10 protein-coding genes are annotated in these 14,581 nt (G+C 47.8%); 1 reads left to right on the top strand and 9 read right to left on the bottom strand.

The features are described from left to right. Positions 1 to 88: 88 nt before the first annotated feature. On the bottom strand, positions 89 to 2,839 hold the full coding sequence (locus HNR77_RS17145; RefSeq protein ID WP_184186808.1) for a PAS domain-containing hybrid sensor histidine kinase/response regulator: 2,751 nt from the start codon (positions 2,837 to 2,839) through the stop codon (positions 89 to 91). Between the two features lie 205 nt (positions 2,840 to 3,044). Here HNR77_RS17145 and HNR77_RS17140 point away from each other — a divergent pair, with 205 nt between their 5' ends. Further along, positions 3,045 to 3,896, top strand: coding sequence for a protein-glutamine gamma-glutamyltransferase (locus HNR77_RS17140; RefSeq protein WP_184186805.1), 852 nt, complete (start codon positions 3,045 to 3,047; stop codon positions 3,894 to 3,896). 89 nt (positions 3,897 to 3,985) lie between these two features. Here the strand turns inward: HNR77_RS17140 and infC are convergent, their stop codons facing one another. The 8 genes from infC to HNR77_RS17100 form a co-directional block, all read right to left on the bottom strand. Next, the gene (gene infC / locus HNR77_RS17135; RefSeq protein ID WP_184186877.1) at positions 3,986 to 4,477 is read right to left on the bottom strand and encodes a translation initiation factor IF-3; all 492 of its coding nucleotides are present in this window, start codon (positions 4,475 to 4,477) and stop codon (positions 3,986 to 3,988) included. A 111-nt stretch (positions 4,478 to 4,588) separates the two neighbouring features. After that, positions 4,589 to 5,521, bottom strand: coding sequence for a manganese-dependent inorganic pyrophosphatase (locus HNR77_RS17130; RefSeq protein WP_111270799.1), 933 nt, complete (start codon positions 5,519 to 5,521; stop codon positions 4,589 to 4,591). Between the two features lie 167 nt (positions 5,522 to 5,688). After that, positions 5,689 to 6,012, bottom strand: coding sequence for a (2Fe-2S) ferredoxin domain-containing protein (locus HNR77_RS17125; RefSeq protein ID WP_184186802.1), 324 nt, complete (start codon positions 6,010 to 6,012; stop codon positions 5,689 to 5,691). Positions 6,013 to 6,121: 109 nt separating this feature from the next. Continuing rightward, positions 6,122 to 6,904, bottom strand: a complete 783-nt coding sequence (locus HNR77_RS17120; protein ID WP_260410610.1) for a metallophosphoesterase family protein — start codon at positions 6,902 to 6,904, stop codon at positions 6,122 to 6,124. A 93-nt stretch (positions 6,905 to 6,997) separates the two neighbouring features. After that, complete coding sequence (locus HNR77_RS17115) at positions 6,998 to 8,005, bottom strand: LLM class flavin-dependent oxidoreductase (protein WP_184186799.1); 1,008 nt, start codon at positions 8,003 to 8,005, stop codon at positions 6,998 to 7,000. Between the two features lie 339 nt (positions 8,006 to 8,344). After that, a complete protein-coding gene (locus HNR77_RS17110; RefSeq protein WP_184186796.1) occupies positions 8,345 to 10,294 on the bottom strand; it encodes an LTA synthase family protein in 1,950 nt (649 codons plus the stop codon). 150 nt (positions 10,295 to 10,444) lie between these two features. Then, complete coding sequence (locus HNR77_RS17105; RefSeq protein WP_184186795.1) at positions 10,445 to 12,592, bottom strand: putative PEP-binding protein; 2,148 nt, start codon at positions 12,590 to 12,592, stop codon at positions 10,445 to 10,447. Between the two features lie 228 nt (positions 12,593 to 12,820). Further along, a complete protein-coding gene (locus tag HNR77_RS17100) occupies positions 12,821 to 14,524 on the bottom strand; it encodes an AraC family transcriptional regulator (protein WP_184186792.1) in 1,704 nt (567 codons plus the stop codon). Between the last annotated feature and the right edge of the window lie 57 nt (positions 14,525 to 14,581).

Genomic DNA, 14,581 nt, shown 5'->3' with positions numbered 1-14,581 from the left:
AAAACCTGTACCTCCGCTGGAGATACAGGTTTTTTTGGGGTATGAAGCACTTATCATTTCAGGCATACTATAACATGTCCAATCGGTATCATCTGATGTGTTTGGTCTGAATGTATGGCACCCACGTATGGAGTACCCGAATGATCTCTGCTGAATGGAACGGCTTGCTTATAAAATCCTGCATGCCGCATTGCAGACATGCCTCCCGATCACGTTCTTCTGCAAAGGCGGTAATCGCAGCGATCACCGGGATTTCAGGATGTTTTTTTCTAATCTCGCAAGTGGCTTCAATCCCGTCCATAACCGGCATTTGAATATCCATAAAGATCAGATCATACGACCTTTTTGCCAGCGATTCCACAGCCTGGGCACCGTTTGCTACAATATCACATACACCGCCGAATTTACGCAGCATCTCCTCCAGCAGATGACTGTTCACGGCCTGATCCTCGGCAATCAATATGCGAATGCCTTGAGCGAGACGGCTGCGGTCCAGCACCGCACTGCCTGCTGCAATTTCCGCTGCCGCATCTGTAACCGCCGCGTCTCTCCACTTCTCCATCACAAGGGTAAACTGGAACTCTGCTCCTTTGCCAATCTCACTCTGAACACCGATAGCTCCGCCCATGAGCTCCACCAGTTTTTTGCTGATCGCAAGCCCCAGCCCTGTTCCACCGAACTTGCGATTGATGGATGGGTCCAGCTGCGAGAAGGATTGGAATAACTGGTGCTGCTTGTCCAGAGCAATGCCAATGCCCGTGTCCTTCACCTTGAACGACAGCATGAGATGATCAGGTCCGTATTCTGGCGAATGAACTGCCTCGACGCTAACCGTGATGCTCCCTTGCTCGGTAAATTTAACGGCATTGCCGACCAGATTAATCAGAATCTGACGAATTCTCGTCTCATCTCCACAGACACGCTCAGGAATCTCACCCGTGACCTCACTGTGAAGGTCAATATTTTTCTCCGCAGTTTTGACAGAAAACAATTCAATTACACTGTTCAGCGTATCGCGGATATCCACTGGTCCATGGTCCAGATCCATTTTACCTGCTTCAATTTTGCTAAAGTCCAATATTTCATTCAGGATACATAACAGCGATTCCCCGCTGTCGATCATGATCTCGGCAAACCCTCGCTGTTCCTCGTCCAGCTCTGTATCCATCAACAAATGGGCCATGCCCATCATACCGTTTAGCGGTGTACGCAGCTCGTGGCTCATCACAGCCAGAAATTCTGATTTCGCACGATCGGCATGCTCGGCTGCTTCCTTGGCTCTTATAATTTCTTTGACAGACGTCATATCCCGGAATACGAGCACAGCCCCCCGTGTCTGCCCCTGATCCATAATAGGTTTCAATTGAAACTCTGCAAGAAAGCTGGATCCATCCTGACGCCAGAATACCGATTCTGTACGCGGCAGCGCTCTTCCTTCACGCACGGCCTGAAGCATCGGTGTACCTTTCCCTGAAAAAGGAATACCCTCGCTCTGCATCTGAATCATTATCTTTTCCAAAGGCTGACCGTTCATCTCGTTTGGACAGATATGCATCATCTCCGCTGCCGCCGGATTGGCAAAGTTCACGTTTCCATCCAGATCAAGCCCGATGACACCTTCAGACATACTATTGAGAATCAGAGCCCGCTCATAACTTAAATTTTCGATTTCCTCCACATAACGCTTCGCCGCAGTTACATCACTTGTGATGCCATACACCCCAACCACTTTGTCTTCCAGCAAAATCGGAACGTTAATGACACTGGTTTCAATTCGCTGACCATTTTTGTGAATCAAACCAATCTCGTAGCTCTGCGCTGTTCCTTTCACCGTCTCTTCAAAATGATGCCTTGTCTTCTCCAGATCCACCGGATCGATGAGATGATCAAAAGGACGGCTTAACAGCTCTTCCCGTGTATGACCGGTCAATTGCTCTTGCCCGATGTTTGCTTTCAGCAGGTTTCCATCCCTATCAAGAGATGCAACCCCCAGCGGATTGCAGTCAAATAACGATTTATATTCCTGTAAACTCAGCTGCTGCTGTTTACTTTCGGTAATATCACGCGTGACTGCAACCATCTCCTGCAGATTGCCCAATTCATCACACACATAATGAGTCAGTGTATCGGCCCATACAATGGAGCCATCCTTGTGTTGCAGGCGATAACTGATCCGCTCTGGTGCAAGTCCCTTCATCTGTTCGCGGATATATGCCTGCACTGCGGGGATATCATCAGGGTAAATGCAGAATGTCCCCGATTGTCCAACCATTTCCTCAGGTTCATAACCAAGCATGCTTCTGCTGGCATCAGATACATATTTAAACGTGCGCTCATCATCTGCTTGATGAATTGCAATCAGATCCATGGAGGATTCAGCCAGAATACGTGAAATACGACTGCTCTCCTCCAGCTGCTTGCGTTGTTCAAGCAGCCGTTCCTCTGCTTCTTTTTGCTTCGTAATGTCCGCAGCCTGTACTAACAAATACAGCGGCGTTCTGCTTTCCTCGTCCCGGACGATACAGGCGCTGATCGTTGCCCACACCAGCGTACCGTCTTTTCGTTTCAGACGTACTTCTGTTTCGTACATCGGCTGGCCACCGTTTGTCATTTCCCAGAAATTGCTGCGAAACTCTTCGTATCTAAGGTCTTCCTCATAAATCATATGTACAATTGAAGTGTCTAGCAGTTCCTCTTCGGTTGATCCAAGCATTTTGCAAAAGGCCGGATTCAGCTGCAGCCACAGCCCATTAACATGAGAAGCGACAGCAATGCCGATTGGCGCATGTTTATATAATTGTTCGAACAGAGAGCGACTCTGTGTGATGGAGTTCGACACTACGTATCCTCCTTTGATAAGAAGATGAAATGTTATTCGTATGAACAGATCGACCTGAACATAAGTTTATCTATAGAGGTAGTACCCCAAAAGCGATGATCGTTAAACGAAACAGATGAAAAATCTCTGGCAGCAATCAACATGTCTAGATTTAACAGCGTTTCTGTCATCTCCCAAGCCTATTGATGAACGGAGGTTTTGCCCCATGATTATTGTAGCTAATCAACCGGTTCAACTGTCGCCCTCCGAATGGTCTGCATTTGCTTGGCAGTGGTTACAACAGCTTCAGAATCACCCGGGACGATATGTATATCAATCGATGGAGCATCTGCACTTTGAATGGGATTTGAGAGAATCCCTCGTGAATGCTGCGGAAGGACTGGATCGAAGCGGAGTCAGCTTTGCCTCCTTCGAGGATTCACGATGTAATCCTGTGTTCTGGAATCGGAATGCCGAGGGTGGGTTTGAACTTCGACCGGATGTAACACCTGCAAACGGGATCAGAGATATATGGAACAACGGGCATTTATACGCATTTGAATGTGCCACTGCCGCTGTCATTGTACTGTATGGAGGAGTGCTTGGAAGCATACGTGAGGACGCCTTTAATTCTTTATTTCGTAACCTGCTGCTGTTTGACTGGCATTACGACAGTGATCTGCGGTTGACAGAAAAGAACGGCAAGGAAACGGCCCTGCCGGGAGATGTGCTGTATTTCAAAAATCCCGATGTATCTCCCGCAACACCTGAGTGGCAAGGTGAAAATACAATTATGCTGGGGGAAAACAGCTACTATGGGCACGGCATTGGCATAGCAAGCGGTGAGCATATTATACAAACCTTGAACCAGTTTCGCATTCCGGGTAGCCAGATCTCCGCGTATTTAATGGATACGGTTATTTTTCCGGACTTCCTGTATTTATCCCGCTACGCCAAAAACAGTCCTGTCAGCAACCCTGATGTATCCACACCTGTGTTGCCCGGACAGTTGTATGTCAGAGTGGGCGGCCGTCGTTATTTACGAGTACCCGGTCCAACCCATGTCGCAAGCGGCTAATTTAAGCCGTTTTCGTCACCACCTGGCATAAGCCCAATAAAGCGTGGCTGCGCCGTCTCTTCATTGGGCTTTCCTACAGTTGAAAATAATCAGCTAACCGGATCAAGCTGCACAACCACTTGTTTTCCGCTGACCTGAATACCCGTCGTCTTGCTTCCGACATCTTTAAGTGCTTTGCAAAGCTCTTCAGCCCAGGCTTTACCTGCTTCGCCCTCTTTGGCACCATGAACCTGAATCACAAACTTCACGGAATCGCCCTTTTTCAAAATGCGCTCTGCCTGTGACTGCTTAACATCACGATCATGATCCTCCATCTGGAGCTGCAGCCGAATTTCCTTTATTTTGCGTTTGTCCGGGGATTTGCTCACCTGTTTCTTCGCCTGCTGTGCTTCCTCACGCGCCGCACCGGCTCCGATTAGTTTGCAGGGAGGCGGGCTGCTCATCAAGGACGTGCATACGAGATCTACTTTATGTTGTTTAGCCAGCGCCAGTGCCTCCCGTGTGGACATGATACCCAGATCTTCTCCATTCAGACCCGTGAGCTGTACCTCGGCTGCTTTGATTTTTTCATTTTTAATGATCTGAGCCATAGTTGTTTCCTCCTTGACATGAAAAGCCTGTCCTGATCCATGAAAGATCAGAGCAGGCTTCATTATTGTGCTGCTTGTTATCAATTATACCGCTTCTTTGAATTACAGTGTGTTGAACGCTTCCGTCAGCACAGGTACAATCTGCGATTTGCGGGATACAACGCCTTTCAGCAGTGCTTTGTTGTCTGCCAGTGTTACGTTGTATGCTTTCTCTACTGCTTGGGTAGATGCACCATAAGCCAGGGCAACAGAATCATTGTTCAGGATATCTGTTACAACAAACAAGAACAGGTCAAGCCCTTTGCTGGAGATGATCGCTTCAATAGCCGCTTGAAGCTCTGGTTGTTTTACAAGCACATCATTGACGTCAACCGCATTCACCTGCGCGATTTCAACCTTAGCTGTACCCATAGCGAATTCCTTCGCATCCAGAGAGATCAATTCAGCAATTGTTTTCTGGCTCAGATCCGCTCCGGCTTTCAGCATGTCCAGACCGTAGCTGTCAGCATCTACACCAGCAATCGCTGCCAGCTCACGCGCTGCTGCAACGTCCTGCTCTGTACAAGTCGGGGATTTGAACAGCAAGGAGTCAGAGATGATAGCCGACAGCATCAGGCCCGCGATTGGAGCGCTGATTTCCACGCCGTTTTCTTTGTACATTTTATTCAGAATCGTTGCCGTACAGCCTACAGGCTCCGCACGGAAATACAAAGGCTGGCTTGTCTCAAAATTCGCAATACGATGGTGATCTATCACCTCAACAACCGTCACGTCTTCAATATCACTTACGCTTTGCTGACGTTCGTTGTGGTCCACCAGAATGACCTTGTTTACTTCGTTCGCTGCTGTTTTGATCAAACGTGGTGCTGCAACCTTGAATTGATCCAGCGCATATTGGGTTTCACCGTTCACTTCGCCCAGACGAACCGCTTCAACGTCCTGTCCCAATTTGCTTTTCAGGTCTGCATAAGCAATCGCTGAACAGATCGTGTCTGTATCCGGGTTTTTGTGGCCGAAAATTAATGCTTTTTCCATATTCATAGCCCTCCGTCAATTCGAATTTAAGTTCAATTCTAGTCTATATTAAATCATACCTTACTGATTATAGCGCTTATACGTCTTAATTCCAATCCCTTTACAGCGAATTAATTACAGATCAAGCTGCCGGCAGTGGAATAAACAAAAAATGACCGCGATCGCTATTAATTGGCTGATGTTTTGGCTACGTTAGCAATGAGATGTTTGTCCAGTTTGTCCCCATTACACAGAGCCTGCACGAGTTCCCGGCCTGATTCCGGCGTCATTTTACCATACCAGTCTCCCTGCGGATATACGATTGTTACACACCCGTCGTCACAGCGGCCATTACATTTGGTGCGCGTTGTATGAATAAATCCTCCAGCCTGCTGTTTCGCGATTTCGTCCCGCACCGCCTGAGTAACCTCTTCCCCCTCATTACGCATGCATGTTCCGCCGTTACAGAGTAAAATATGGTGTTGCAAGTGATCCAGATTATAAATAGCCAAACTCGCTTCATTCCCCTCACATTAATATAGTATGTATCCTGAACGATTACACAGACAACATGTATAACACTATAAATTAGCACACTAATCCAGGTTCGTGCAATGATATTTACAGTAAATTTTCAGGCTTTGGAGTCTGCTGTCCTTTGTTCACATAAAACGTCTCGATCCTGCCCTCTTCGTCAATCTGCAGCAGATTCAACTGTGCGCCATAGGCACAGCCGCCATCGATCCCTATTTTGTCTCCTCGCGGGTCCATCCACACTCCATGCTCATCATGCAGGTTCATGACAGGCGTATGTCCAAAGATAACCACTTCCTGAAGATTTGTCGGTCTAGTGTAAAAAGGTTCACGAATCCAGATAAAATCCCGTTCAGACTGGCTTCTCCAATCGGCTTCATCCGGGTTAATCCCGGCATGTACAAAAATGTAACCCGGGATCTCATACGACAGCGGAAGCTTGTCCAGAAAGTGCAGATGTTCACTGTAATGAGAGCGCATCCAATCTTTATCCTGAGCATAAGCCTGCCAATCCATCTGTTCCGGGTCGTAAGACACCTGCAGATAACTGGCCAGCGTCTGCAATCCCCCATTGCGAATCCAGTGCAGATCATACTCCTGCACGTCATGCTGCAGAGCCTTAACCATCATGGCATCATGATTGCCTTTAAGTACAACGATCCCGTGTTCCTGCCTCAGCTGCATAATCTGTTCAATGACCTGTTTGCTCTTTGGACCCCGATCCACATAGTCACCCAGTAAAATCAACTCATCCTGCGAAGGATCATAACCAGCCTGCTCAAGCAATGCATTGAATTCATCATAACAGCCGTGAATGTCACTTATAACACATCTGCGCAAGGTAATCTCCTCTCTCTCTGAAGCAGCCAAAAAATAAAAACGGGAATGCTGCTAAAATCTGCCCAGAACAAAACAAGCAGCACTCCATTCTATCATTAATATGCTATTCCCGCTCTGACCCCGTTACTCCTGCTTGAGCCCGAACGCTTCTGCAATCAGGCTGAACGAGCGCAGACGTGCTTCAAACGAATGAATGGCCGATGCAATAATGACTTCATCGGCTTCGTGGCGTTCAGCCATAGCGATAATTTTGTCCTTCACCTGATCCGGTGTGCCAATGATGGAGAAGGAACGGCGCTGCCGAATCTGCTCCAGCTCCATCGCTGTATAAGGGTAATTTTTCACCGTCTCCAGCGAAGGGAACGAGCGCTGCTCCAGTCCCCGCCCAAGGCGCAAGAAAAACAGTTCATTGCTGCGGGCCAGCTCGGCCGCCTCTTCTTCGGTTTCTGCACAGAAGGCCGATACCGCAATCATACTATGCGGCTTGTCGTTCAGAATCGAAGGTTTGAAGTGACGGCGGTAATGCTTCATCGCTTCCTCTCCTCCCGGAGTTCCAAAAAACTGGGCAAAAGCATACGCTGTACCTTGTGCCGCAGCAATTCTTGCCCCTTCCGAGCTGGAACCGAGCAGCCATACCTCGGGAACGGTGGAAACGGAAGGTCCGGCTACAAGAGAAGCAAATCGATGGTCTTCAGGCAACTGCTCGTGGAAATAACCACCAAGGTCAGCAATCTGCTGCGGGAAAAGGTGTATATTTGAGGCTTTGCCTTCATTCAGCGCCCGGCTGGCCAATGGCATGCCTCCCGGCGCCCGTCCGATGCCCAGATCAATCCGGCCCGGATGCAGGGCTTCCAGCAGACGGAAATTCTCGGCTACCTTATACGCACTGTAATGCGGCAGCATCACGCCTCCCGAGCCTACCCGAATATGTTCCGTATGAGCAGCCACATGTGCGATCATAACCTCCGGGCTGGAGAAGGACAATGCCCCGCCGCCGTGATGCTCTGACATCCAGAATCGGGAATATCCCAGCTGCTCGGCATGTCGTGCCAACGTAACAGCCTCCTGCAAGGCGTCCTGTACCTGACGTCCCTCACTGATGTGTCCATGCTCCAATACGCTCAATTTCATATATATTCATTCCTCTCGCTCGTGAAGTATGTCGTTTTTATCTTTCTTACTTGTTCATTGTAACATTAAAAATTACAGTTTCAAACGTTATGGCTCTTCTTACACGTTGAAAAAAAGAGATATGTTCGAACATTTCAATGAAAGAATATCTGCATTCCTTTGTGCAAAAAGCATAAAAAACGCTGCCAGCGTTGATGCTGGCAGCGTTCGAAGCGTTCACGTGTTGATCCTGTTACCATCACTGGTGCTGATCCGTTCGCGCGTTAAATCAAATTGGTCCCGCTCGCGTTATTTGAGTTCATCCCGATTGCAGGATTCAAATTAATACCGTTCATTCCCTTATGGTGTTCGTTTCGGCAGCAGCTTCACATACTCGTCAGAGAGCTTCATCAGATTCAGCACATGTTCATAGTCTGAACGGTATGGCTCCAGATCTGTCACCTGCTCATACGTTTTAAGCGAATAAGCTGTTCCGTCATCAAAGCCTGCACCAGGAATAAACATGATGTCATTGTTGACAAACGATCCTGTTGGCAAGTAATAACGAATACCAAATGCATTATGATCCATATTCAGCAGGTCATGCCCGAATGCAGTGAAGTTTTCCTGCTTCAGCGAGACGCCCATAAGATTCATTACAGTTGGTAAAATATCAAGCTGACCTCCCGGCTGCTCTATCACTTGCCCTTTCGTTTGCTTAGGGGTATGAATCATCAGCGGGATGTTGAGTCGGCTTACTTTGCCGTCATACGGGATATTGAGATTAGCCTGAATCTGCTGTGTAATTTCCTCCTCCTCAGGTAAGCCAAAGTGATCCCCGTATAGGACAAGAGTTGTGTTGTCCCACAAACCATTTGCCTTCAATTCCTGAATGAGCTGACCAACCGCATAATCGGTATAATTGATCGCCTGCAGATAATCGTGCAGAAGTTTATTGGTAATCGTCGCGGGAATTTCAATTCGCGCGCGGTCTGCTGGCACGGTAAACGGCGAATGGCTCGAGGCCGTAATAAACTGAGCATAGAACGGCTGGCTCGCAGCCTGATGCGCAGTCATTTTTTCCACACCGACCCGATATAACTCTTCGTCCGATGGACCAAAATCGTTAAATTTGTCATTGGTGAAGCTTGGTTTGTCAAAGTAACGTGTAAAACCAAGGGCAGGATACATTTTGTTGCGATTCCAGAAGGTCACGTCGTTCACGTGAAACGTCTCGGATTCATACCCTTCCTTGGCAAGCAGCTTGGGCAGACTCGGAAGATCACGGTCACTATACCCCGCTGACATCGGCACAACCCCCGTAGGATAGATCGATGTATTCGACATGAACTCCGCATCCGATGTATTGCCTTGCCCGATCTGTTGGAAGAAATGATTGAAATAATAGCTTTCTTTCGCAAGATTGTTTAAAACTGGCGTTAAGGCCTGACCATTCAGCGAAGCATTAATCGGAAAGTTCTGAAAGGACTCCAGCTGAAGCACAATCAGATTGCTGCCTTTGGCCTGACCGAAATATTTTGCTTTTACGGCTGCACCGTTTTTTGCTTTATCCTGATAAGGGTACTTGCTTACCAGTTCATTGATTTTAGTAATCGTTTCGTTAATGTTACCGTTAGCGATGGCTTCATTTTCCTTGCTTGTCAGAATAGCCGAGGATACCTGGTAGTTCAGAAAGCCGAGATTTTCGGCCCGCACCAGCTCGTTATCAATCGTTTCTCCTTTGACGATAAAGCTGCCTGAGCAGATGATACAGAAGGCCGCGGTAAGTGCAACTCCAAGCTTGCCCCAATAGCTGCTGCGTTTTCTGCCAAATGTCAGATGGCTGTCGCTATAACTGCTGCGATATGCATTTTTGCTTCTAATGCGTCGGCGTCTGATCCACCAGATCGGCACAGCAAGAATGATATCTGCAAAAAACAAAAAGTGTGTCGGCCGAATCAACGGCCCTATACTTCCTCTCACCTGCGCAACCTGCCCCAGCTCACTAAGTGCGGTATAGGTAGGAACCGAACTGAAATGTGCGTTATAAAGTGTCGCTGCAAACAGGATTAGCGAAAAGAGCACGTTAAATATCGCATACACCGTGCGTTTCCAGCTGAGTGGCACAATGAGATCAAGCACACACACAATGGTGAGCGCAGCAAGTGCATCCGTTAACAGCCCTACGCCTGACAGTCCGTTGAAAAAGAAATACCGCAGAAGCGATAACTTCAGCAGCATTAAAATAAACAAGACAGCGAATAAGGCCCGTGATGACGTCTGCCTGCTTTTTGTAGTCGATGTAAACATGGTCGATTTCAACCCTTATCTGAAATATTTTACGTTCATTTTACAAAACGCATATTTCAGTATAACAGTTTTCGGGTTACTGTTCCATTCAGATTGTGGTTCAGCATATAAAGGCCCACACTGGAGCAGTGTTTTTTTTAAAATGAAGATTCAGGCGATGGTGGATATATCCTCATCCTCGCTAGTATTTTGTTTCTCCTTTGCCTTTCGGATCACCGCCTGTGCTGCTGCAACCCGGGCCCATGGTATGTGCTCTGGTCTGACGCATACTGCGTCAAGTCCGATTTGCTGAATAAATGCCATCGACTGCACGTCTCTGCTGTACTCACCTGATATGACCGTTTTCAGATGCGGCTTGCGCAATCGGCTCTGGGCCACCGCGTGTTCAACCAAACGACCAACGCCTTCAATATCAAGTTTCCGTAAAGGGTCGAGCTCCGTCTGCAACATCGTTGCGTAATCCTCCTCCCGCTGCTCCGCTTCCTCACGAATGCAGCCCGAAGTCGATTCGCTTAACTCATCTCCAGCAAACAGAATAAAATCCGCGTATCTCGCAATCTGCGACGCTGTCAATGCAGCTCTTGGTAAGGAAATTACAGCGCCTACCTTATATATGCAGTGCCTCCTCTCTTCACCAAGCACCTGTGCAGCCACATGATCTGCCAGCTCTCTTATGTCCTGCATCTCCTGTGCATGCTCGACATGCGGAATGAGAATCTCGGGACGTACCCATAACCCTTCACGAATGCATCGTACAGCCGCCCGGAAAACAGCTTCAAGCTGCATTTCATACAATTCGAATAGATCAACGTGTCGCTGGTCGTCATGCTGATCTTCCTCATCTCGACCTGGAACCAGCTCATAGCGAGAAAAATCAAACAATTGAATCGCTGCCGGACGACCGTTCATGGCTTCAAAAAGAACTTCCAGGTCAGACTGCTGCATCGGCAGCAATCGTTCCAGACCACGCCTGCGTTCTTCTTCCGTATTTGCCATCATCATCTTCTGCACAAAAGGTTTTCTGTGTGGAGACATGAACATCGCATCGGTTACACACAAGCCAATTCCGTCGGCCCCCCAGGCCTTGGCCTGCAAAACATCAGCCGTTTCTTCCACTTTTGCGAGAATCGATATATCTTTTATTTCATCAGCCCACTCCAGCAGCCGTTTCATTTCCGGTATTTCCTGTTTCATGCCCTCCGCTACATTGTTTGATCTCATTCGCAGAATGGCATGTTCTGGTTGAATTACACCCTCCAGCACAAGGTCTACTGCACTCTTGATCGCAGCTGCCGGACTTAACAACGCGGACCGAATATGCTCTAAACAGATGGATGCCGAGTCTACCGTATAGGTGATCTCCAGCACTGTCCCTGTTTGTTTCTCCAATTCCGTACAGATCGCTTCAAGCTCTGCATACCGTTCTGAATCATGCCGTCTCAAATAAGAGAGCGCATGCAGCATGCCCGACTGGCTTTCAGCTGGCAAGTAGTCTCCTATTATGCCTTTTTCTCCCGTTGCCGGGTTACGTGTATATACGCTGCCTTTACCTTTCAAATCGCTATATTTACCTTGTCTGACTGCATGTATAAAGACGGGCCAAGCTATAGGCTCCTGTTGTGATGTTAAAGTCTCTACGGAACTTTCCTTCGGATTGGAAAAAGGCAACCCTTGGTTTGATTTGGAAAAAGACACTCCATGTATCGTTGCTTGAAGCTGAAGCCGCACATCCTGCGGAAACGGATGGCCACTCTTCTTCTGAATCAACTGTTTCCACTCGGCAATGGAACATTCAAGCTCCGCTTCTCCAGAAGAACGCTGGGCATCAATAGGCTGCACGGCAGCTGGATAGGCAATGCCATACTTGATGTGCCCATAGTGCTGTATTGCAGTCAGGTAACATTGAAGCGCATACACCCGATTGCCTGTCTGACGGGCAAAACCTTCCACCGTATTGTCATTCAAGCCGACATATGGTATGACACATGCTTCAGCCGTAACTGGAGCAACCAATGAATCTGCCTGTACATGAAGCAGCAGCGGATGGTCTGCATGGCCAAAAAGCTTACCCGTTTGCTGCTCCAGTTGCCTGATGGCATTGCCTGTTTCCTCGTTCATCTCATCCGAAAGATACCCAGGACGGGCACAGCATGCACGGCAGCTATCTGTCGTTACAACCCTTCCCGTAGGAACAGGCCATCCTGCTTCCCTTAGCGCTGCAAGAGCAGCTCCGATACTAGGAGTTATCCCTTTCATCTCTGCCGTACCGTCCTCTAACAGCATTACCCGTTTTATCATTGCAGCTCTCCCGTCTGCCGTCCGTGGCTGTGATTGATTGGCAGCTTCACTTATGCATATCTGCCTTCTCTCTAATGTTATGTTGCACTGCCAGCGTCAAGGACTATCGGTTCAGGTTTTTGTCTGCGTAATTCATTATTTTTGTAAAAATTAGATCATCATTAAAAAGAACAAGCAAAAAGCTCCCTCAGCCAATGCTGAAAGAGCCTGGATTACAGCCTGCATGCTTTATCCCATAAACCGCAGAATATCATCGATTTTCTTGTTGTGTGAGAGAACACCGTAATTCATCCACGTCATAAAGTCTACTTCATACACCTTGCCATGCCTAACTGCCGGGAGCTGTTTCCATTCCTGCGTGTTCAGCAGTCGTCGTTCCTCTCCGAAATTACAGGAATTAAGTGTATCAAAGGTAATTAAAAGATGATCCGCATCCAGCTGATTTAACTGCTCCAGCCCAATCTTCACTCCACGCTTCCCCCGTGTCCACTTCTGCACGTATGGATGCGGACGGAGGCCAAGGTCTTGATAGATGATTGGCCCAACATAACCGCATTCATCACCATACAGCGTGATTTCAGAAGCAGAGACTCGAAGGAAAGCAACCGTTTCCTGACGCACTCGAGCATGAAGATGCCTTCTGGCTCTTGAAACCTTGTGTTCATACGTATCAATAACGTCCTGTACCCGGTTATTTCTGCCAAGGATGTCCGCCGCTGATTTCAGGATCGTACGCCAGTCCTCACCGTCATGACTCACATAATAAACGGGGGCAACCTGTTCAAGGCGATCCAGATTCCACGTCTTATATCCCATGTCCAGCATAATAACTTCGGGAGTATGTTCTGTATGAAAACCAGCGTCCAGCTGACTTACATCAAATTCAGGTACATCATCCAGCTGCAGGTAACGTTGTCTTCCCCAAGCGCGATGTGAACCCTGAATGATCGGCTTGATTCCCAACGCCAGCAAGAAATCCTCCAGATAAGGAGCAAACACACGCACCTCCTGCCGATGATGGCGGCGGTATATGCCGGGTGAAACACCAGTGTACTGTTTGAAACGGCGGCTGAAATAATATTCATTGCTGAAGCCCACACGACTCGCAATCTCATGCAAACGATCATCGGTTGCTTGTAAAAGCTGCTTGGATCGCTCCAGTCGAACCCGGTTCACATAGTCAAGTGGAAGCTGTCCCGTCGATCTCTTGAAATGGCGTGTATAACTTGCTCTGGAAAGACCAGCGCGTGAAGCCAGTTCATCCACTGTAATCATCTGATCATAGTGTGCATCAATGTAATGAACGGTTTCCTGTAAAGAAAGGCGATCGTTATGCAGTTCAAGCCCGGCATCATTTTGACGAACCAGATCCCTGAACCACTGTTGAAACCGAATCTGTACATCCCATTTTTCATAACAATCTGCAGAGAATTGCTGACGATATAGCTGCTCTATATACTCCAGACATGCACTCCATGGCACATAAGCAAACGTCTTGACCATTGGAATGCTTGCAGTGCTCAATTTGGGACCAGCATCGGGATCAACATTGGCATTAACATTGGGGTCAACAACATCATGTCGTTCCCAAGCATTCTCACCCGGCTCCGGATGTTTACGATGTTTGTCAGCCATGTTTTGCATATCGATCTTGTACATTTTCAATGCTATCTCTGCTCCAGAATCAGCTCTTACAGAGAACTTTACATCTTCTGGCCCCGCTACCATATAGACAGAACCCGGCTCTACGCTTGCTTTATCATCCTTGTATTCCAGAACGCCTCTGCCTTGGATGACAACGATAAAAGAATAAACGTCGTCTGCATTCCAGGCATACTTTGCATACGTATTCGATGAAAATTCAAATTGTTGTATCGCTTGTAGGGAAAAGAGCCAAGGTGTGCTTGTTATGTCTACCAATGGCGAGTGCATGTTTATTCATCTTCCTTATTTGAGAATAGTTATCATTTAGATGAGTGTAATCGAAAA

This window comes from Paenibacillus sp. JGP012 (assembly GCF_014203995.1).
Lineage (GTDB): Bacteria > Bacillota > Bacilli > Paenibacillales > Paenibacillaceae > Paenibacillus > Paenibacillus silvae.
This window is presented reverse-complemented; position numbering and strand designations above follow the sequence as displayed.